The organism is Micromonospora sp. M71_S20 (genome assembly GCF_003664255.1).
Classification (GTDB): domain Bacteria; phylum Actinomycetota; class Actinomycetes; order Mycobacteriales; family Micromonosporaceae; genus Micromonospora.
On the sequence record NZ_RCCV01000002.1, the window covers coordinates 802941 to 822561 of the forward strand.

General features: G+C 74.4%; 22 protein-coding genes and 1 pseudogene. 8 read left to right on the plus strand and 15 right to left on the minus strand.

Annotated features, from left to right (window positions below; genetic code table 11):
• Positions 1-339 precede the first annotated feature (339 nt).
• The 3 genes from DER29_RS24600 (at position 340) to DER29_RS24610 (ending at position 3474) form a co-directional block, all read left to right on the plus strand.
• The gene (locus DER29_RS24600) at positions 340-1299 is read left to right on the plus strand and encodes an ECF subfamily RNA polymerase sigma factor, BldN family (protein ID WP_121400167.1); all 960 of its coding nucleotides are present in this window, start codon (positions 340-342) and stop codon (positions 1297-1299) included.
• Between the two features lie 288 nt (positions 1300-1587).
• On the plus strand, positions 1588-2472 hold the full coding sequence (locus DER29_RS24605; RefSeq protein WP_121399983.1) for a DUF5667 domain-containing protein: 885 nt from the start codon (positions 1588-1590) through the stop codon (positions 2470-2472).
• A gap of 126 nt (positions 2473-2598) precedes the next feature.
• Positions 2599-3474 (plus strand): HAD family phosphatase, encoded by an 876-nt coding sequence (locus tag DER29_RS24610; RefSeq protein WP_121399984.1) that lies wholly within the window; start codon positions 2599-2601, stop codon positions 3472-3474.
• A gap of 45 nt (positions 3475-3519) precedes the next feature.
• On the opposite strand, the gene DER29_RS24615 is transcribed toward DER29_RS24610, so the two are convergent.
• From DER29_RS24615 to DER29_RS24655, 10 genes and pseudogenes are all read right to left on the minus strand, one after another.
• The gene (locus tag DER29_RS24615; RefSeq protein WP_121399985.1) at positions 3520-3930 is read right to left on the minus strand and encodes a hypothetical protein; all 411 of its coding nucleotides are present in this window, start codon (positions 3928-3930) and stop codon (positions 3520-3522) included.
• A 248-nt stretch (positions 3931-4178) separates the two neighbouring features.
• Positions 4179-5081: a lysophospholipid acyltransferase family protein gene (locus DER29_RS24620; protein WP_121400168.1), complete on the minus strand. Its 903-nt coding sequence runs from the start codon at positions 5079-5081 to the stop codon at positions 4179-4181.
• Positions 5082-5284: 203 nt separating this feature from the next.
• Positions 5285-6358 carry an NAD-dependent epimerase/dehydratase family protein gene (locus tag DER29_RS24625; protein ID WP_121399986.1) on the minus strand — a complete coding sequence of 358 codons (1074 nt, stop codon included), beginning with the start codon at positions 6356-6358 and terminating at the stop codon, positions 5285-5287.
• Between the two features lie 120 nt (positions 6359-6478).
• Positions 6479-6580 (minus strand): 30S ribosomal protein bS22, encoded by a 102-nt coding sequence (locus DER29_RS24630; protein ID WP_007465623.1) that lies wholly within the window; start codon positions 6578-6580, stop codon positions 6479-6481.
• A gap of 216 nt (positions 6581-6796) precedes the next feature.
• Entirely contained in the window at positions 6797-7006 is a 210-nt protein-coding gene (locus DER29_RS24635) for a helix-turn-helix domain-containing protein (RefSeq protein WP_007465625.1), read from the minus strand.
• A gap of 274 nt (positions 7007-7280) precedes the next feature.
• Positions 7281-7451: pseudogene (locus DER29_RS36345) on the minus strand (ABC transporter ATP-binding protein); the annotation flags it as partial.
• Positions 7452-7501: 50 nt separating this feature from the next.
• Positions 7502-8773, minus strand: a complete 1272-nt coding sequence (locus DER29_RS24640) for a hypothetical protein (protein ID WP_121399987.1) — start codon at positions 8771-8773, stop codon at positions 7502-7504.
• Between the two features lie 588 nt (positions 8774-9361).
• Complete coding sequence (locus DER29_RS24645; protein ID WP_121399988.1) at positions 9362-9697, minus strand: YrdB family protein; 336 nt, start codon at positions 9695-9697, stop codon at positions 9362-9364.
• Between the two features lie 5 nt (positions 9698-9702).
• The gene (locus DER29_RS24650; protein ID WP_121399989.1) at positions 9703-10272 is read right to left on the minus strand and encodes a TetR/AcrR family transcriptional regulator; all 570 of its coding nucleotides are present in this window, start codon (positions 10270-10272) and stop codon (positions 9703-9705) included.
• Positions 10265-11062 carry an alpha/beta fold hydrolase gene (locus DER29_RS24655; protein WP_121399990.1) on the minus strand — a complete coding sequence of 266 codons (798 nt, stop codon included), beginning with the start codon at positions 11060-11062 and terminating at the stop codon, positions 10265-10267. The genes DER29_RS24650 and DER29_RS24655 overlap by 8 nt, the downstream gene beginning before the upstream one ends.
• 77 nt (positions 11063-11139) lie before the next feature.
• On the opposite strand from DER29_RS24655, the gene DER29_RS24660 reads away from it, so the two are divergent.
• Complete coding sequence (locus tag DER29_RS24660; RefSeq protein WP_121399991.1) at positions 11140-11583, plus strand: VOC family protein; 444 nt, start codon at positions 11140-11142, stop codon at positions 11581-11583.
• On the opposite strand, the gene DER29_RS24665 is transcribed toward DER29_RS24660, so the two are convergent.
• A complete protein-coding gene (locus DER29_RS24665; protein WP_121399992.1) occupies positions 11546-12466 on the minus strand; it encodes a proline dehydrogenase family protein in 921 nt (306 codons plus the stop codon). The genes DER29_RS24660 and DER29_RS24665 overlap by 38 nt on opposite strands.
• A 131-nt stretch (positions 12467-12597) precedes the next feature.
• On the opposite strand from DER29_RS24665, the gene DER29_RS24670 reads away from it, so the two are divergent.
• The 3 genes from DER29_RS24670 to DER29_RS24680 are packed head-to-tail and all read left to right on the plus strand — an operon-like array spanning position 12598 to position 14627.
• Positions 12598-12867 carry a hypothetical protein gene (locus DER29_RS24670; protein ID WP_233600126.1) on the plus strand — a complete coding sequence of 90 codons (270 nt, stop codon included), beginning with the start codon at positions 12598-12600 and terminating at the stop codon, positions 12865-12867.
• A gap of 1 nt (position 12868) precedes the next feature.
• The gene (locus DER29_RS24675) at positions 12869-14035 is read left to right on the plus strand and encodes a glutathionylspermidine synthase family protein (RefSeq protein ID WP_121399993.1); all 1167 of its coding nucleotides are present in this window, start codon (positions 12869-12871) and stop codon (positions 14033-14035) included.
• Between the two features lie 19 nt (positions 14036-14054).
• Complete coding sequence (locus tag DER29_RS24680) at positions 14055-14627, plus strand: CGNR zinc finger domain-containing protein (RefSeq protein ID WP_121400170.1); 573 nt, start codon at positions 14055-14057, stop codon at positions 14625-14627.
• A 114-nt stretch (positions 14628-14741) separates the two neighbouring features.
• Here DER29_RS24680 and DER29_RS24685 read toward each other — a convergent pair whose 3' ends face one another.
• Positions 14742-15548: a sugar phosphate isomerase/epimerase gene (locus DER29_RS24685; RefSeq protein WP_199729520.1), complete on the minus strand. Its 807-nt coding sequence runs from the start codon at positions 15546-15548 to the stop codon at positions 14742-14744.
• A gap of 112 nt (positions 15549-15660) precedes the next feature.
• On the minus strand, positions 15661-16611 hold the full coding sequence (locus DER29_RS24690; RefSeq protein ID WP_121399995.1) for a Ppx/GppA phosphatase family protein: 951 nt from the start codon (positions 16609-16611) through the stop codon (positions 15661-15663).
• Positions 16612-16685: 74 nt separating this feature from the next.
• Here DER29_RS24690 and DER29_RS24695 point away from each other — a divergent pair, with 74 nt between their 5' ends.
• Positions 16686-17495 (plus strand): hypothetical protein, encoded by an 810-nt coding sequence (locus DER29_RS24695; protein ID WP_121399996.1) that lies wholly within the window; start codon positions 16686-16688, stop codon positions 17493-17495.
• Positions 17496-17551: 56 nt separating this feature from the next.
• Here the strand turns inward: DER29_RS24695 and DER29_RS24700 are convergent, their stop codons facing one another.
• Both DER29_RS24700 and DER29_RS24705 read right to left on the minus strand, forming a co-directional pair.
• Positions 17552-18235: a response regulator transcription factor gene (locus tag DER29_RS24700; RefSeq protein ID WP_088998216.1), complete on the minus strand. Its 684-nt coding sequence runs from the start codon at positions 18233-18235 to the stop codon at positions 17552-17554.
• A gap of 23 nt (positions 18236-18258) precedes the next feature.
• Positions 18259-19545: a cell wall metabolism sensor histidine kinase WalK gene (locus DER29_RS24705; protein ID WP_121399997.1), complete on the minus strand. Its 1287-nt coding sequence runs from the start codon at positions 19543-19545 to the stop codon at positions 18259-18261.
• Positions 19546-19621 lie beyond the last annotated feature (76 nt).

The window sequence follows — 19621 nt, forward strand, 5'->3', positions numbered from 1 at the left end:
CGCGACCACGCGGCAATCCGAAAGTCAACCGCACACGACGGACAACCGGTCCGCCAGGTGTGCGACGCGACGGGAAATACTTCCGCCCTGTGTAACGGACTTGCCACGCGTGGGTGACGTTGGCCCTATCATCACTCGGGTCGGCTCACCCCATTTGCCGTGAGTCGACACCCCTCAGCCCGAGGAGGCCCCCGTGCCTGTGAGCGCATTGGACCAGCACCTCAAGGGGATCTGCCGCCCGTCGGCACACCCCGAGCCAGCCCTGCCCGGCCCTGCCGGCCGGGCCACGACGGCGACGCGCCGACCGGCGTGGTCGGCCGGCGGGACGGAGGCGGCGCGGTGACCACCTTCGGATACGCGGAACGGCCGGCCGGCCTGACCAACCCGGCAATCCGCGGGCCGCTCAACGAACGGCCCGCCGCCCGGAATCCGCTGGACGACACGGGCAGCCTCGCCGTCCGGGGGGAGGGCACGTCGAGCCGGACCCGCAGCCGGCCACACCAGAACGAACCACCGCCGCGCTCCGCGACACCGGGCGGCAACGCCAAGCCGGCCGGCGGTCGGGTCGCCGTCCCCGCCCGGCCCACCATGCCGGCGCAGGGCCGCCGCACCACGGAGCCGGCCAAGGCGCCCGACGAGTCGGGCGCGGAGACGGCGGTCATCCCGGCGGTGCCGGCCGCCGCCGCGCCGGTCAACACCTCGACGGGCTTCCCCAGCCGTCCGGACCCGTCCGACCCCGCCACCGAGGTCTGGGGGCTGGTCGAGCGGGCCCAGGCCGGCGAGTCCGAGGCGTTCGGGCTGATCTACGACCGGTACGTCGACACCGTGTTCCGGTTCGTCTACTTCCGGGTGGGCAACCGGCAACTCGCCGAGGACCTCACCTCCGACACCTTCCTGCGCGCCCTCAAGCGGATCGGCAGCTTCACCTGGCAGGGGCGCGACCTGGGCGCCTGGCTGGTCACCATCGCCCGGAACCTGGTGGCGGACCACTTCAAGTCCGGCCGCTACCGGCTGGAGGTCACCACCGGGGACGTGCTGGACGCCGACCGCGAGGACCGGGGCCCGGAGGGCAGCCCGGAGGCGGCGGTCGTCGAGCACATCACCAACGTGGCCCTGCTCAGCGCCGTCAAGCAGCTCAACCCGGAGCAGCAGGAGTGCATCGTGCTCCGCTTCCTGCAGGGCTTCTCTGTGGCCGAGACGGCCCGCACGATGGGCAAGAACGAGGGCGCGATCAAGGCGCTCCAGTACCGCGCGGTACGCGCCCTGGCCCGGCTGCTGCCCGACGGCTTCCAACCGTAGTCCCGGCCGAAGGAACGCCGTGCATCGATCGATGTACGCGCAGCTCCGTGCCGTCGCACCCCCGTGACAGCGATCACTTTGCGTGATTTCGCCTCCGCCGGCCCCGTAACCCATGTCCGGTGCGGACCGTTTCTCCGGGTGCGACCGGTGGTGGCCCCGGCATCCCCCGGGCCCCCGAGGCCCGGCAGCGCGGCCGGCCACGACCTTCGTCCGTGGTGTCACGCCGTCACCGGTCGCTGTCGAAGACAGCGGCCGACCGGCCGCGACCAGCGAGAGGAGGTGCCCGCGGTGGACAGCAACCTCTTCTCCCGTCGGCGCGCGGAGCGCTTCGCGCAGCTTCTCGACGAGGCCAACGGGGGCCGGCGACACCACGTCCGTTCCCGGGCCGACGACCAGTTGGCCGCGCTCGTCGCGGTGGGTCAGCGGCTGCCCGCCGCCCCGCCCGCCGTGGAGGTGGACCCGGAGTTCCGGACGGGACTGCGGGCCATGCTGCTGGCCACGGCCGAGCGCGAGGGCATCGGTGCCCCGGCCGCCGTCACCGCCGAGCCGTCGTCCCGGCGCTCCGCCGCCGACGCCGGCCGCAACCGGCTGCTGCCGGCGGTGACCGCCCGCCGGGCCCGCGCCCGGGGCGCCATCCTGGTCGGCGTCGCGGCCGGCGCCGTCGCCCTCTCGGGGATCTCGGCCGCCAGCGAGAACGCCGTACCCGGTGACGCGCTGTACGGCATGAAGCGCTCCACCGAACGCGCCCAGCTCGCGCTGGCCAGCTCGGACGTCAGCCGGGGCCAGCTGTTCCTGGACTTCGCCCGTACCCGGCTCGCCGAGGCGGCCGCGCTGCGCGGGGACGAGGACGGCTTCAGCGCGGTGCTGGACGACATGGACGCCGACACCCGCCAGGGCGTACGCCTGCTGACCACCGCCGCGACGCAGCGCTCGGACCCGGCGGCCCTGGACGCGGTCAACTCCTTCCTCACCGGCCAGCGCCGGGCGGTCGGCGGGCTCCTCGACGACGCCAGCCGGGCCGAGCGCGACCGGACCCGCCGCTCGCTCGCCCTGCTCGACGCGGCCCGCAAGCGCTCCGACGCGCTGCGGGCGGCGATCGCCTGCGGCCGGTCCGCGCCCGTCGGCAGCGACGCCCTCGGCCCGGCCCCGGCCGCCTGCCCCGGCGACCGCTGACCCGGTCTCGGCCGAACCGGCCGAGACGTCCGCGCCACACTTCTCCCCGTGGGCGGCCGTCCGCCACGCGCACCCGGCTACCCTCGCGGAAGCACACGTCGCGCCGGTCCAGCGGAGGGAGGTCGCGTGGCCCGCAGCCGCAAGGTGACCGTCAGCACCGACGCCCACGGTCACACCGCCGGCTGGGCGGAGACCGACTTCGCGCCCCTCGCTCCCCCGGAACCCGATCCGACCGCGGCGGCCTTCTTCGACGTCGACAACACGATGATGCGGGGCGCGTCGATCTACTGGTTCGCCCGGGGCCTCGCCGCGCGCGACTACTTCACCACCACGGACCTGGCCCGGTTCGCCTGGCAGCAGCTGCGGTTCCGGCTGCTCGCCACCGAGCACGCCGGCGACATGTCGCAGGCCAAGGAGGCCGCCCTCGCCTTCGTCGAGGGCTGGCGGGTGGACGACGTGGAGCGCCTCGCGGAGGAGATCTTCGACGAGCTGATGGCGCCCCGGATCTGGGCCGGCACCCGCCAGCTCGCCCAGCGTCACCTGGACGCCGGCGAGCGGGTCTGGCTGGTCAGCGCCGCGCCGGTGGAGATCGGCCGGGTGATCGCCGCACGGCTGGGCCTGACCGGCGCGGTCGGCACGGTCGCCGAGATCGTCGACGGCGCGTACACCGGCCGGCTGGTCGGCGACCTGATGCACGGCCCGGCCAAGGCGGAGGCGGTCACCCAGCTCGCCGCCGTCGAAGGGCTGGACCTGCGCCGTTGCACCGCCTACAGCGACTCGTGCAACGACCTGCCGATGCTCTCCATGGTGGGCCGGGGCGTGGCGGTGAACCCGGACGCGGCCCTGTTCAAGGAGGCCCGGCAGCGCGGCTGGGACGTCCGCGACTTCCGCACCGGCCGCCGCGCCGTCAAGATCGCCGTACCGTCCACCGCGGCGGCCGGCCTGATCGCCGGGGCGGTCGGCGCCGGGCTGGCGCTGCACCGTCGCCGCCGCGACGGCTGAGCGGGCCGTGTCCGGGCCGACCCGGTGCGGACGCCTCGACCCGCCTCAGTACGGGTAGCGGGCCGGGGCCGGAACGCCGCGCTGGCGCCGCAGCTCGACCGCCCGCCTCTCCTTGCGGATGATGGCCACGGCGTACCAGGTGAACGCAGCCGAAACCAGCGCCAGCGGGACGGCTCCCCAGAAGGGCCGGCCCTGCGCCCACGAGATGGGCAACGTCAGCGCCAGGATCACGGTGAACGCGGTGAACACGACGGCGAGGACTCGCAGCCCGCCCACGGTACGCACCATGACGCCTGGTCCGCCCCCGACGAAGCCGACCTCCTCCGGCCGGTACAGGGTCAACTCCCCGTCGACGGTGCGCATCAGACGCCACGCCTCCCCGCGCTCCCGAAGACGTTGGTACTCGGCTCGGGCGGCCTCGTCGCGAGCCGCCCGTCCGGCGTCGTCTGCGGTCACCGTCTCAGTCCTTCCGCCACCGGTGGCGCCTCTCGGTCGGCCCACCTCGCTCGGCACGCCCGCAGGCTGGGCGTATGCGAACCAACTGTGTCACGGGCTGCCTCCACGGCCGCCCGGCAGTGAGAGCAGCCACACCAAGGTCCGGATCGAGGTGTGCCGGGCAGGCGCCGGGGCAGCAGCGCTGCGACCAGTACGGGCAGCGTCCGGCTACGCGCCGTCCCCGACGACCGGGATCCGCGAGACGGGACCTAGGGGCCGAACGGGTCGGGGCGCCGCTCCAGCAACTGGTGCAGGGTCTGCTGGATGGTCTCCCGCACCTGGTCCGCGAGGTTGAACACGACCAGCGGGTCGTCGGCGGAGTCGATCAGGTGCGCGGTGGGGATCGGCGGGCAGAACTCGATCAGCCACTTGCTCGGCAGCGGCACCATGCCGAGCGGCCCCAGCAGGGGGAAGGTCGGCGTGACCGGGAAGTAGGGCAGCTTGAGCAGCCGCGCCAGGGGCTTGATGTCGGCGAGCATCGGATAGATCTCCTCGCCGCCGACGATGGCGACCGGCACGATCGGCGTGCCGGTGCGCAGCGCCGCCGAGACGAACCCGCCCCGGCCGAAGCGTTGCAGCTTGTAGCGCTCGGAGTAGAGCTTGCCGATGCCCTTGAAGCCCTCGGGGAAGACGCCGACCAGCTCGCCGTTGCCGAGCAGCCGCTCGGCGTCCGGGTTGCAGGCGACCGTCCCGCCGGTCTTGCGGGCGAGCTCGGAGACCACCGGCATCCGGAAGACCAGGTCGGCGCCGAGCAGCCGCAGGTAGCGGCGGGCCGGGTGCTGGTCGTGCAGCGCGGCCGAGAGGATCAGCGCGTCCAGCGCCACGGTGCCGGAGTGGTTGCCCACCACCAGACCGGCGCCCTCGGCGGGCACGTGCTCCAGGCCGGTGACCTCGGTGCGGAACCAGTCCCGGTAGAGCATCCGCAGCAGCGGGTGGAAGACCGCCTCGGTGATCTCGGGATCGAAGCCGAACTCGTCGACCTCGTAGTCGCCGGAGAGCCGACGACGCAGGAACGCCAGGCCCCTGGCGACCTTGCGGTCCCAGTGGTCGCCGGGCCGGTCCGGCACCGCCGGCCCGTTGGGTCCCGTGCCGCCCGGCGCCCCGCCCGCCACGGTGGCCGGCTCGCCGGTGGCCCCGGGGTCGGGCTCGTCGACGGTGGCCGGCACGTCGCCCGCGACCGCCTCGTCGGTGGCGGACGTGTCGGGCTCGTCGGGCGTGCCGGGGTGGTGTCCGTTCGCCCGCGCGGGCTCCGCGTCCGGCGCAACCACGGTCAGCGGTACGTCGTAGCGGCCGTCGCGCCGCTCCTCCGGCCCGTTCACGAGCCCTCCCGCACGGCCGCCCGGACCTGCCGGATCCCGTCCAGCACGAGCTGCTCCGCGACGGCCAGCTGGTCCCGGTTCACCACGACACCGCCGTAGTGGGCGCGGATGAAGTCGTCGAAGGCGGCGGCGGTGGAGCGGGGCGTGAAGCCGTACTCCCGCTCCAGCCGGCTGGTGTCGACGACCCGGCCGTGCACGAAGAGGTCGACCTGGTCCAGGCCGTAGCGGCCGAAGCCGAGGTTGCGGGCGATCGCGGCGGCACTGGAGAGGCCGGGCTCCAGCACCGGCACGGCCACCCGGCCGGCCCGGCGGATCGCCTGCGACAGGGAGAGCACGCCCGGCCCGGCCACGTTGTACGTCCCCGGGTGGTCCTCCACGATCGACCGGTGCAGCACCTCCAGCGCGTCGTCGAAGTGCAGGAACTGCAATCGGGGGTCCCGCCCGAAGACGGTGGGCACCACCGGCCGGGAGAAGTAGCGGGTGAGGGTGGTGTCGGCGGTCGAGCCGATGAAAGGCGCGAAGCGCAGCACGGTCGCGGTGACGTCGGGCCGGCGGCGGCGGAAGCCGCGGACGTACCCCTCGATGTCGAGGATGTCGCGGCCGAACCCACCGCGTGGCACCTCGCGCGGCTCGGTCTCCTCGGTGAAGACGGCCGGGTCGCGGAACGACGCCCCGTAGGCGGCCGTCGAGGAGCGCACCACGAGCTTGCGCAGGCGGGGGGCGCGCTGGCAGGCGGCGAGGAGCTGCATCGTGCCAATGACGTTCTGGTCCTTCATCGCCGCGCGCCCGCCGTGCTGCGGGTCCGGCGAGGTGACCAGGGCGAGGTGGACCACCGCGTCGACGTCGAGGTCGGCGAGGAGGCCGCCGAGCGAGCCGGCGTCGATGCGGACGCGCTCGACCCGGTCGAGCAGGTCGGAGAACTCGGCGCCGGGCTCGGGCTGGTCCACGCCGATGACCCGCTCGATGCGGGGGTCGGCCGCGAGCCGGGCGGCGACGTGCGCGCCGAGGTAGCGGCTGACCCCGGTGACGACGACGACCCCCGGGGCACCTGGGGTGCCACCGGGGGTCATGTCGCGCACCTTCCCCGGCAGGAGGGATCGAACCGGGAAATCCGCGGCGTGATCACCTGAGCCTCCGAGGGTCGACAGTTGGCAAGTGACGACGGGAGCCGGGTCGGGACCCGGCCCCGGTCACTTGCCGAGACGGCGACGCTGGACGCGGGTCTTGCGCAGCAGCTTGCGGTGCTTCTTCTTAGCCATGCGCTTGCGGCGCTTCTTGACCACCGAGCCCATACGAAAGCCTTTCGATGCAACGTGCGGGGCGACCGGATGACGCCACGGTGTGGCGTCGGCGACCGCTTGCGGACAACGGACCGGGCCAGCGGGGTAAGCGGCAGGGCGCACCTGCGGTCACGGTCGGGGTCCAGGGTAGCCGGAGAGCGTCAGCAGGACCAACGCGCCCCCGTCGATGCCCGTTACGTCGTGCTCGGACGACGGCCCGCGGGAGGGTCAGGCGGTCTCCTGAAAGGCGCCCCGCAGGTATTCGTGCACCGCGTGTTCGGGCACCCGGAACGACCGGCCGACCCGGACCGCGGTGAGCTCACCGCTGTGCACCAGGCGGTAGACCGTCATCTTCGACACCCGCATCACCGTCGCCACCTCGGCGACGGTGAGGAACTTGACCTCCGACAGCCGTCCGTCGGACTGCGACCCGGCCATGGCTCACCGACCAATCCCATGCCCGGCGCGTGCCACCGGACGGGTTCGTCCCGCCCGGACCGGCGACGCGCGTGTTACCAGTACGGTAGCGGGACGGCTGTGACCGGCGCGATCCCTTCGTACAACTGATCATGATTCTCGCCGGTGTCCACCCGACCGGTCGGTTCGTTGTCGAACCTGTTGCGCCCGGCGTCCGATCGGTCCTCATCCGGAACTCCGCCCGGTCCGGGGCGGTCGAGACCGCTGCCCGACGCCCCTGGACGCCCCGACGGTTCGGCGCCGGGCCGCCGCGCGGAAGGCGCCCGGTGGCTCCGGCGGCGCCACCGGAGCCACCGGGCGGGTGCCCCGGGCCGCTTCCGGACGCGGACCGGGGCTCCGCGCTGGGAGCGGGCACCAGTGTGTCAGGTCGCCCGACGCGGCCCGACAGCGGTCGATCATGAATGCCGGGGGCTGCCCGGGCCGGCGCCAGCGGGACCCACCGCGCCGCCCGGCGCGTCAGCTGACCACGGCCCGGACGTACCCGACGCACTCGTCGTGCAGGGCGGACCAGGGTTCGCCGAGGACCCGCTCGGCCGCCTGGTCCACCGGCGTGCGCTCGTGCACCACGGCCGCGAAGAAGGCGAGCAGCCGCTCCGGGCCGAACCGGTCGACCAGGTGCCGGACCGCCAGGTAGGAGACCCCGTAGCTGCCGCTGACCCGGTCGGCCGGGGCGTCGTCGGCCGGGCTGAGGCTGTCGAGCCGGCCGTCCCAGCCGCCGCCGAGCAGGCGCCGCACCTCGTCCAGCCCGGCGTATCGGTCGATCGGCTCGCCGTCGGCGCCCGCGTACTCGGCCAGCCCCTCCACCAGCCACCAGGTGCCCTTGCCCGGGTAGCCCCGCTCGGGCAGGGAGGCGGCGTGGGTCAGCTCGTGCCGGAGCAGGTCGTCCACCCCACCGGCGACGAGCCCGTCGGCGTTGAGCACCACCTCGTGGTGGCCGCCGCCGACCGTGACCGCGTACCCGCCGGTCCACTTCGGCCGGCCGCCGCCGTACCAGCGCTGCCACTCGCCCCGGCCCGCGTAGAAGATCCGGTACCGGTCCGGCGCGCGGCCGTCCACGGCGTACGTGTCGGCGACCCGGGCGGCGGCCTCCGCCTGGGCCAGCAGGCCGGGCAGTTCCTTGCGCCGGGCGGGAGTGGTGGCCACGAGCGTACGCCGACCGACGGCCACGGCCAGCTCGCTGACCTCCCAGGGCCGGGTGCCGGTCTCGGCGGACCGGGACGGCTCCACGGCGAGCAGCCGGGGCCGCTCCCCCTCCCGCCAACGGGTGCCGGTCAGCACCCGGCTGGTGCGGCAGTCCGGCGTGACGAAGCAGTAGCGGAACTCGACCAGCAACCGCCACTCGCCGGGCCGGCCCGCCACCGGGGTGGGCAGGCCGTTGGCGCCGGCCTGCCAGGCGGTCACGCGCAGCGCGCGCAGCGCGGCGTACCGGCGGCGCAGGTCCGGATGCGCGACCGGCTCCGCGACCGCCAGGAACCCGGCGCGGTCGCCGCCGAGCAGGGCGGCGGACTGCCGGGCCAGCTCCGCCGTCATACGCTCGCCGAGCCGGCGGGCGGCCGCGGTGGCGGGGTCGTCGGCCGGCGCGGCGGACGCCCCCGGGGCCGGCGGGTCACCGGCACGCATTAGGCCAGCCACCAGCGCCGCGGGCAGGCCGCAGGCCAGCAGCAGCACGACCACCGCCAGCGCCACCCCGAGCGGCCGGAGCCGCCGCGACGGCCGCTCGGGGCCCACCGCTGCCGGAACGGGCCCGCCGGGCCCGGGCCCGGCCGCCGCGACACCCGGCACGCCGGGAGCCGCCGGCCCGCCGGCAGCAGCAGTCGGTACGGCCGGCGCACTCACAACGGACGGCACGAGCGGCGCGCCCACAACCGCCGGCGCGAGCGGCGCGGCGGGCTCGGCTCTCTCGGCGGGCTCGACCTCATCGGCTGGCTCGGCCTCGTCAGCCGGCTCGGCCTCGACAGTGGGCTCCGCCCGGTCAACGGGATCGGCCTCGACAGTGGGTTCGGCGCCATCAGCCGGCTCGGCCTCGACAGTGGGCTCCGCGCGGTCAGCGGGCTCAGCCTCGACAGCCGACTCAGCGCCGTCAGCCGGCTCAGCCTCGACAGTGGGCTCCGCGCGGTCAGTGGGCTCGGCGCCGTCAGCGGGCTCGGCCCGGTCAGGCGGCTCGGCCCTTGCTGTCGCGGTGGCCGGCGTGCCGTCCGTCACCGGTCGGCCGTCCGTTCCGGGCTGCCCGTCAGTCACCCGCCGAAGGGTACGACCATCGGGCCGCCCCGGCGACCACGGCCCGGCGAGCCACGCCGCCCGGCAGCCCCCGGGTGTTCAGGCGGGGCGGCCCGTCAGGCGGAGCAGGGTGACGGTGACCGCCCACGCCACGACCAGCGCAACCCCGGCCAGCGGCAGCCCGCGCAGGGCGAGCATCCCGCCACCCGCCACGAACCAGGCGGCCTGGAACGCGTGCTTGCCCGCCGCCGGCAGCGGCACGCGGGCCTTCGGCGAGCCGAGGACGCCCCAGAGCGCGGCGAGCAGCAGCGGCACGGCGCCGGCGGCGCCCACCCGGACGGGCGTCGCCGCGTCCAGGGTCCAGCCCCACCAGCCGCCGACGGCCAGCACGGCCAGTTCCAGCAGGAAGAGCAGCAGCAGTCCCAGGGCCTTCACCGGCCTTACCGCCGGGGCCAGGACCGGAACGCGACGTCCAGCGCGGCGACCAGGTTGTCGAAGGAGGCGTCGACGGCGCGGGGCAGCCCGAACCCGCCGGCCGCCTCCAGCGAGACGAATCCGTGCAGGGTGCTGCGCAGCATCCGGGTCGCGTCGAGGGCGTCGTCGCCGTCGAGCCCGTAGCCCCGCAGGGTGGCCCGGATCGCCCCGACGGCCCGCTCGCCAGCGATGACGTGTTCCGGGTCGGTCGGGTCCGGCACCCGTTGGGTGGCCGGGTAGCGACCGGGGTGCCGGTGGGCGTACGCCCGGTAGGCGGCGGCGACGGCCCGCAGCGCCTCCCCGCCGGCCCGGCCGGCGACGGCGGCGGTCAGTTCGTCGGCGAGTTCGGCGGTGGCCAGCGCGGAGAGCTTCTGGGCGAGCGCGTCTGCCCCCCGGACGTGCTTGTAGAGGCTGGGCAGCGCGACGCCGAGCCGGCCGGCCAGCGCGGCGAGGGTGAGCTGGTCGGCGCCGACCTCGTCGGCGAGCCGGGCCGCCTCGCGCACCACGCTGCCCTGGGTCAGCCCGGCCCTAGGCACCGGTGACCGCCAGGAACTCGGTGAGCTGGGCGGCGGTGCGGGCCGGCTGGTCGGCGTGGGGGTAGTGGCCGGAGTCGTCGATCATCCGCGCCTCGGCGGTGGCGAACAGCCGGCGGGCCGCCCGCGCCCCGGCGCCCGGGTCGGGGAAGTCCGGGTCCCTCGTGCCCATCAGCACCAGCACCGGCTGCCGGACCTCGCGGGCGCGGGCTGTCCAGTGCGGCTCGGCCGGCGCGAGCACGCCGCGCATCGCCGCCATCCGGCCGGGCTCGCGCAGGTTGGCGACCATCGCCCTGCGGTACGCCGCGTCGTCGGCCGGCCGGTCGCACGGGAAGAGCGTGCGGTGGAACAGCCCGAAGATCCGGGGGCTGCGCAGCACGGCGGTCTGGACCACCCGCGTGACCGGGTTGAGCTTCGGCTCCTCGACGAACGGGGCGACCTGGACGATGCCGTCGACCAGCGCGGGACCGTCGGCGGCGGCGAACACCACGGCCGCCGCGCTGGACGAGCTGCCCACCAGGGTGGCCGGCCCGCCGCCGAGGTCGCGGACCACCGCGAGCAGGTCGGCACCGACCTCCGCCGGGGCGTACGACGGCCAGCCGGCGGTGGACGAGCCGTGCCCCCGGACGTCCACCGACGCCACCTGGTGCCCGGCCGCGACGAGCAGCGGAACCAGGTGGCGGAAGGAGCCACGGTTCTCCCCCATGCCGTGCGAGAGGACCACGAGCGGCCCCCGCCCGTGCACCTCGTAGGCGATGCGTCCGCTGGCGCGCTCCACGTAGCTAACTGCCATAACCAGAAAGCTAAGGCAATTAGCCAACGCGGTCAAGGGGTTGACCTCACGCCGGCTTCAGGTCGCACGATCCGCTCATGCCACTCACCCGCGCCACCGCCCCGCACCTGCGCATCGCCCGACCGAGCCGCGACCTGGCGGCCGCCGAACGCTTCTGGGTCGGTGGGCTCGGCCTCGACGTGCTCTGGCGCGCCGCCGCCAAGGTGCCGGGCGAGCACGACCTGCTCATGGTCGGCTGGCCGGGCGAGCACTGGCACCTGGAACTCGTCGGCGGGGAACAGCTCGCCGTCGCGCCGTCGCCTGCGGACCTGCTGGTGCTCTACCTCGACGGCCCCGTCGACGACGAGCTGGTCCGGGAACTGGAACGGGCCGGCGGGACGAGGGTCTCCGCCGGCCCGTACTGGGACCGCTGGGGGGTGACGGTGGCCGATCCGGACGGCTACCGCCTGGTGCTGAGCACCCGGGGCTGGTCGAACGACCGACTCACTTCTTCGACATCACGGCCCGGCCGAAGAACATGAGGTTGGCCGGGCGCTCGGCGAGCCGGCGCATCAGGTAGCCGTACCAGTCCTCGCCGTAGGGCAGGTAGACCCGCACGGTGTAGCCCTCGCCGGCCAGCCGGGCCTGCTCCTCCGGGCGGATGCCGTACAGCATCTGGAACTCGAACCGCTCGGGGCCGCGGTCGAACCAGCGGGCCCGGTCCTCCCCGATGGCGATCAGGCGGGGGTCGTGGGTGGCCAGCATCGGGTAGCCGTCGCCGGACATGAGGATGTTCATGCAGCGCACGTAGGACTTGTCCACCTCGCGCGCGGACTGGTAGGCCACCGACTCCGGCTCCTTGTAAGCGCCCTTGCACAGCCGCACCCGGGAGCCGGCCGTGGCCAGCTCGCGGCAGTCCGACTCGGTGCGCCGCAGGTACGCCTGGAGCACGGCGCCGGTCGACGGGTGGTCCTTGCGCAGCTTGGCGAGGATGTCCAGCGTCGAGTCGGTGGTGGTGTGGTCCTCCATGTCCAGGGTGACCGTGGTGCCCGCCTCCTCGGCGGCGGCGCAGATCGCCCGCGCGTTGTCGTAGGCGAGCTGCTCGTCGAACATCTGGCCGAGCGCCGACAGCTTGACGCTCACCTCGGCGGCCGGGGTGAGCCCCGCGCCGGAGAGCAGCTTCAGCAGCCCGACGTACTCGTCGCGGGTGGCGGTGGCCTGCTCGGGGGTGACGGTGTCCTCGCCGAGGTTGTCGAGGGTGACCGCGAGACCGTCGTCGACGAGTTCGCGGGTCGCGCGCAACGCGTCGTCGGTCTTGGCGCCGGCGACGAACCGGCGGACGAGGTCCCGGGTGAACGGGGCCGTCGCGACGAGCCGCTCGACCTGGGGTGACCGGGAGGCGGCGAGGATGACGGTACGGAGCATGGGCCGAGCGTAACGCCCGCCGGTGGCCCCGCGCGGGGCAGCGGGGGCAGCCTCGGTCGCCAGGTTCCAACACCGTCACAGGCATCGCCCGGGGGCGGACGGCGGTGGACCCCATCGGTTACAACGATGACGTGGAACATCGCCCCCGTCGCCGGCTCCGGTCGGCCTCCGTGCAGCTCGGCGCGCTCACCGTCCTCGCGCTCACCCTCTCCGGCTGCAACATGTCCTCGGACGACGACGATGACGACTGCGCCCTCGGCCCCGTGGGCGGCGGCGAGACGGTGGCCCTTGCGCTGCGGGCGCCCACGGTGACCACCGGGCGCACCGCGCCGGAGCCGGCCGCCGCGGCGGTGCCCGACCGCGGCGGCTTCGGCACCCACCTCGCCTCCTGCGGCGGCTGAGGTGCGCCGCGAGACGGTCACCCCCCGCCCGGACTGGGACGCCACGATCCGCTTGCAGGGCCTGGTGTACGTCGACACCGAGCTGCCCGACGGCGGCATCATGTCGTACTGGGACGAGACCGCCGCGTACGCGTTCGAGCTGGACGAGGTGCTGCGGCTGGAGGAGGCGACCGAGGAGCTGCACCGGATGTCGGTCGCCGCCGCCGAACACGTCGTCGCGCGCCACCGCTACGCCGAGTTCGGCATCCCGGCCTGGGCGGCCGAGGCCGTGGCCCGGTCGCTGCGCGAGGCGCCGCCCACCCTCTACGGGCGCTTCGACCTCGCCTACGACGGCAGCTGGCCGCCGAAGCTGCTGGAGTACAACGCCGACACCCCCACCGCGCTGGTCGAGGCGAGCATCATCCAGTGGTACTGGCTGGAGCACACCCGGCCGGAGCTGGACCAGTGGAACAGCCTGCACGAGCGCCTTGTCGGCGCCTGGGCGAAGATCGGCGCGGGGCTGCACGACCGCCGGGTGCACGTGGTCTGGTCGAACGAGGAGGAGTCCGGCGAGGACCACATGACCGCCGGCTACCTCGCCGAGACCGCCCGCCAGGCCGGGCTGGAGGTCACGCTCCAGCCGATCCAGCGGCTCGGCTGGGACGGCCGCCGCTTCGTCGACGCGACCGACCAGCCGGTCACCACCTGCTTCAAGCTCTACCCCTGGGAGTGGATGCTCGCCGAGCCGTACGGGCCGCTGGCGCTGGAGCCGGGCACCCCGACGACCTGGATCGAGCCGGCGTGGAAGCTGCTGCTGTCGAACAAGGCGCTGCTCGCCGTGCTCTGGGAGCTGTACCCCGGCCACGAGCTGCTGCTGCCGGCGTACCTCGACTCGCCGCGCGGCATGCCGGAGTACGTGGCCAAGCCGCTGCTCGGCCGCGAGGGCGGCTCGGTGCGGATCGTCACCGGCGACACCGAGATCACCAACCCGGGGATCTACGGCGACGAGGGCTGGTGCTACCAGGAGTTCCGGGCGCTGCCCGAGTTCGCCGGCAACCGGATGGTGCTGGGCAGCTGGATCGTCGACGGCGAGTCGGCCGGGGTGGGGGTGCGGGAGAGCACGAGCCTCATCACCGACGGCTACGCGCGGTTCCTGCCGCACTACATCGACGCGCCACGCATCCCCTGAGTCGTCTACGGTTGTGGGCGTGAACTTCGACGCGTACGCCCGGACCGGCGTTGACCTCGTCAACGCCCGCCTGGACGACCTCGACGACCTCCGGGCCCTCTTTCCCGACGACAACGCGTGGATGCGCGACGAGGTGGCGGAGCGCGACCTCGCCACCTTCCGGCGGGCGCAGAAGCGACTGCGCGACGTCTTCGAGTACGGCACATCCGGGCGGGACGCCCAGGCGGTGACCGAGCTCAACGCGCTGCTGGAGGCGTTCCCGGTGCAGCCCCGCATCTCCGGGCACGACTCCAGCGACTGGCACATGCACGTGACCAGCAGGGGCGCCTCGGTGAGCGCCGAATACCTGGCCGGCGCCGCCTGGGGGCTGTCGGTCTGGCTCTGCGAGTACGGCAGCGCCCGGTTCGGGGTGTGTGCCGACGAGCGCTGCGGCAACGTCTACCTGGACACGTCGTCCAACTGCTGCCGGCGGTTCTGCTCGGAACGCTGCGCCACCCGCTCGCACGTGGCCGCCCACCGCGCCCGCAAGCGCGCGGCCATCGGCGAGCAGGCCGGCGTGAGCAGCAAGGAATCGCTCAGCACGGTCGTCTGACGCCCGGCCCGGCCGACGCTCCGGCGTCGGCCGGGCTCGCCTCGGCGGCCCGCCGGCCGTCGACCGGGGACGGCGCGGTCACCTCTCCGGCCGTCGGCCGGGCTCGGCGTGGGTTCAGGCGTCGACCGGGGACGGGGTGCCGAGGTGCTGGCGGGCGAACGCCAACGACTCCCTCAGGTCGGCCTCCCGCACGGCGCGGCTCTTCGCGCCCCGGGTGGTGACCTCCACGGCGACCGAGCCGGTGAACCCGCGCCCGGCGAGCGAGGAGAGCAGCTCGCCGCAGGGCTGGGTGCCGCGCCCCGGCACCAGGTGCTCGTCGCGGCCCTCGCCGGTGCCGTCGCCGAGGTGCACGTGGGCCAGGTTGGCGCCCATCCGGTCGGCCATCGCCAGCGAGTCGGTGTGCGAGGCGGCGCAGTGCGACAGGTCGAGCGTGTAGGAGGCGTACCCCGTCTCGGTCGGGTCCCAGCCCGGGACGTACGGCACGAACTGCCGCCCCGCCATCCGGACCGGGTACATGTTCTCGACCGGGAAGCGCAGGTCGGGGTAGTCGGCGGCGATGGCGGCGAGCCCGTCGGCGAAGTTGCGCGCGTAGTCGCGCTGCCAGGTGAACGGCGGGTGCACCACCACGGTGGGCGCCCCGAGCGTCGCCGCCAGCTCCGCGGAGCGGCGCAGCCGCTCCCACGGGTCGGGGCTCCACACCCGCTGCGTGACCAGCAGGCAGGGCGCGTGGACGGAGAGCACCGGGACGCCGTAGTGCTCGGCGAGCCCGCGCAGCGCGCCGGCGTCCTGGCTGACGGCGTCGGTCCAGACCATCACCTCGACGCCGTCGTAGCCGAGCGCGGCGGCCAACTGGAACGCCGCCGCGGTCCGCTCAGGGAAGACCGAGGACGTGGACAGGAGCACGGGGACGCGGGAAGTCACACCATCGAGGGTAGCCGGGGTCGATCGACACCTCGTGACGAGAGACCGCAAACCGCGCGAATCACACCGGTCCGCCCTTCGTTCGCGACTGCGGGGCTCGCAAGCTCACTCCTCACGCTCCCACCGGGCCGAGCTGGTCCAGCCGACGCAGGATCACGCCCTCGCGCAGCGCCCAGGGGCAGATGTCCAGCGCGTCCACGTCCAGCTGGCGCAGCACGGCCTCGGCGACGACCGCCCCGGCGAGCAGTTGGTGGGCCCGGCCGGCGCTGACCCCCTCCAGCTCGACGAGCTGGGCCGGCGGGATGTGCCGGATGAAGGCGAGCACCTGCCGCAGCCCGGCGCGGGTGAGCCGGCGGGGCGCCCACAGTCCGGCACCGGAGGGCGCCGCGCCGGCCAGCCGGGCCAGCGTCCGGAACGTCTTCGAGGTGGCCACCGGCCGCTCCCAGCCCACCGCGGTCAGCTGCGCGACGGCCGGTTCCAGCAGCCCGTCGACGTACGCCCGCAGCTCGTCGACCGCCTCGGCCGGCGGCGGCGCCGCGCTGTCGGGGGCCACCCGGAGCCGGTCGCGGGTGAGCCGGCCGGCGCCGAGCGGCAGGGAGACCGCGACGGCCGGGTCCTCGTCGATGCCGGCCGCCAGCTCCAGCGAGCCGCCGCCGATGTCCAGCACCAGCAGCCGGCCCGCCGACCAGCCGAACCAGCGCCGCACCGCGAGGAAGGTCAGCCGCGCCTCGTCCGCACCCGGCAGCACCTCCAGGCGCACGTCGGTCTCGTCGCGCACCCGCGCCAGCACCTCGGCGGCGTTGGTGGCGTCGCGCACGGCGGAGGTGGCGAACGCGATCAGGTCGTCGGCGCCCAGCCCCACGGCCGCCGCCTTTGCCATGCCGACCGCCTTGACCAGGCCGTCGGCGCCGGCCTCGGTGAGCGCGCCGTCCGGGCCGATCTGCTCGGCCAGCCGCAGCACGACCTTCTCCGAGTGCGCCGGCCAGGGGTGCGCCCCGTGATGGGCGTCGACCACCAGCAGGTGCACCGTGTTGGAACCGACGTCGAGGACACCCAGTCGCATGCTGAAGACACTAGGGCCACTCGGTTTGCGCGGCTCGGCGGACCGGTGGGGGCACCGGGCGTACGCTGGGCCGGGTGACAGGCCAGATCGAACTCCGTGTGCTGGTGGACGACCCGGACGACCCCCGCAGCCGCGAGGTGCCCCTGGACTTTCCCCGGGAGTGGATCGAGTTCGCCGACCCGGCGGACGACAACCACCTCATCCGGGCCGACCTGACGTGGCTGCTCTCCCGTTGGACGTGCATCTTCGGCCGGGGCTGCCACGGCATCGTCGCCGGTCGGGCCGCCGACGGCTGCTGCTCGCACGGCGCGTTCTTCACCGACTCCGAGGACGAGCAGCGGGTCCGGGCCGCGGTCAAGCGGCTGACCCCGTCGACGTGGCAGCACTTCCGGCGCGGGTTCAAGAACTGGACCGAGAACGACACCATCGACGGCAAGAACTCCGCCCGCCGCACCGCCACCCAGGAGGCGGACGGGCCGTGCGTCTTCCTCAACGACGCCGACTTCCCGGCCGGCGGCGGCTGCGCCCTGCACGCGCAGGCGCTGCGCGACGGGGTGCACCCGCTGGAATACAAGCCCGACGTCTGCTGGCAGCTGCCGATCCGCCGCGACCAGGAGTGGGTCAAGCGGCCGGACAACACGAAGGTGCTGGTCTCCACGCTCTCCGAGTTCGACCGGCGGGGCTGGGGCGCCGGCGGGCACGACCTGGACTGGTGGTGCACCTCCTCCACCGACGCGCACGTCGGCAGCGAGCCGATGTACGTCTCCTACGGCCCGGAGCTGACCGCGCTCGTCGGCGCCCCCGCGTACGCGAAGCTGGCCGAGGTGTGCGGGGCGCGCAGGCGGCAGGGCATGGTCGCCCCGCACCCCGCCGACGGCGCCTGACCGACCGACGACGACGGGGCCCGCGCGCGGCGCGGGCCCCGTCGTGCGTGCGCCGATCAGGGCTCGAACTTGTAGCCCAGACCCCGCACGGTGACGATGAAGCGCGGCGCGGACGGCTCCGGCTCGACCTTGGAGCGCAGCCGCTTGACGTGCACGTCGAGGGTCTTGGTGTCGCCGACGTAGTCGGCCCCCCAGACCCGGTCGATGAGCTGGCCCCGGGTGAGCACCCGGCCGGCGTTGCGCAGCAGCAGCTCCAGCAGCTCGAACTCCTTGAGCGGGAGCTGGACGGGGGCGCCGTCGACGGTCACCACGTGCCGCTCGATGTCCATCCGGACCGGACCGGCGGCCAGCGTCGGCCCGCCCGACTCGGCGGCCTCGGCGCTCTGCCGCCGCAGCACCGCGCGGATGCGGGCGACCAGCTCCCGGGGCGAGTACGGCTTGGTCACGTAGTCGTCGGCGCCGATCTCCAGGCCGACGACCTTGTCGATCTCACTGTCCCGGGCGGTGACCATGATGATCGGCACGTGCGAGCGCTGCCGCAGCTGCCGGCACACCTCGGTGCCGGACATCTCGGGCAGCATCAGGTCGAGCAGCACGATGTCGGCGCCGGTCCGGTCGAACTCGGTGAGGGCGGAGGTTCCCGTCGCGGCGACGGACACCTCGAAACCCTCCTTGCGGAGCATGTACGACAGGGCGTCGGAGAACGACTCCTCGTCCTCGACCACCAGAACGCGGCTCAACGGGACTTCCTTTCCATGTGCTGTCAGGCCTGCCGGAGCTCGGCCGGACCGGCCTCGATCCCAGCGGACGGCGGTGTCGCCAGGGCCTCGTCGGGGGGACGGGTGGGCAGCCGGAGGGTGAACGTCGATCCACCACCAAGAGTGCTCGACACCTGCACCCTTCCGCCATGGTTGCCGGCGATGTGTTTGACGATGGCCAACCCGAGGCCGGTGCCGCCGGTCGACCGGGACCGGGCCTGGTCGGCCCGGTAGAACCGCTCGAAGATCCGGTCGACGTCGGTCGGGGCGATCCCGATGCCCTGGTCGGCGACGGAGATCTCCACGTGTTCGTCGGTGGCGCGGGCGGTGATCCGGACGGTGGTGTCCTCGCCCGAGTAGTTGACGGCGTTCTCCACCAGGTTGGACACGGCCGTGGCGAGCTGGGTGTCGCTGCCGTGGACGGTCAGGCCCCGCTCGGCGTCGACGGTCACCTCGATCCGGCGGGCGGCGGCGGAGGTGCGGGTCCGGTCGATCACCTCGGCGATCACCCAGTCGATCGCGACCGGCTCCGGGGGCGGCTGCGGCTCGGCGCCCTGGAGCCGGGTCAGCTCCAGCAGCTCCTGCACCAGGCGGCCCAGCCGGGTCGACTCGTGCTGGATGCGCTCGGCGAACCGACGGGCGGCGACGAGGTCCTCGGAGAGGTCGGGCGCGCCCACCCCGGCCGGCTCGGTGGCGTCCAGCAGCGCCTCGGCGAGGAGTTGCAGGGCCCCGATGGGGGTCTTCAGCTCGTGGCTCACGTTGGCGACGAAGTCGCGGCGGACCCGGGCCAGGCGGTGCGACTCGGTCACGTCCGAGGCCTCGACGGCGATGAAGCCCGCCCCGATCCCCATCGCCCGCAGGTGCACCCCGAGCGGGTTCACCCCGGCGTTGTCGCGACCCCGCGGCAGGTCCAGCTCGATCTCGCGCCGCACGCCGGTGCGCCGCACCTGCCCGGCGAGCGTACGGATCAGCGGGTGGGCGGCGATCGAGCCCTGGGTGGGGCCGGTGCGGAGCAGCCCCATCGCGCGGGCGGCCGGGTTGACCAGGACGGGAAGGTCGTCGGGATCGAGCACGACCACGCCGGCCCGTAGGGAGTCGATGGTCCGGCGGCCGATGCCGGACTGCGGATCCTCGGCTATCGGGAGCCTCCCCCAGGTGTTGGGGAAGCCGGACCGGCTCCCCGCCCGCGTGGCGCGCCCGCCCGGCGCCGGGACGAACCGGGGCAGCAGCACCCCGGCGATCAGTCCGACCGCCAGCCCCACGGCCACCGCGACCGCCACCGCCCATTCCACCCGGCGATCGTAGGGTCATTGTTAACCTGGGAACCCCTACAAATGGGATGAATCACCTTCGCTTCCGGCAAAGTTC

Coding starts and splice junctions, on each gene's coding strand:
- DER29_RS24625 (WP_121399986.1), bottom strand. CDS start 6,358: ATGACCCCCGGTGGCACCCCAGGTGCCCCGGGGGTCGTCGTCGTCACC.
- DER29_RS24630 (WP_007465623.1), bottom strand. CDS start 6,580: ATGGGCTCGGTGGTCAAGAAGCGCCGCAAGCGCATGGCTAAGAAGAAG.
- DER29_RS24635 (WP_007465625.1), bottom strand. CDS start 7,006: ATGGCCGGGTCGCAGTCCGACGGACGGCTGTCGGAGGTCAAGTTCCTC.
- DER29_RS24655 (WP_121399990.1), bottom strand. CDS start 11,062: ATGGCAGTTAGCTACGTGGAGCGCGCCAGCGGACGCATCGCCTACGAG.
- DER29_RS24660 (WP_121399991.1), top strand. CDS start 11,140: ATGCCACTCACCCGCGCCACCGCCCCGCACCTGCGCATCGCCCGACCG.
- DER29_RS24665 (WP_121399992.1), bottom strand. CDS start 12,466: ATGCTCCGTACCGTCATCCTCGCCGCCTCCCGGTCACCCCAGGTCGAG.
- DER29_RS24690 (WP_121399995.1), bottom strand. CDS start 16,611: ATGCGACTGGGTGTCCTCGACGTCGGTTCCAACACGGTGCACCTGCTG.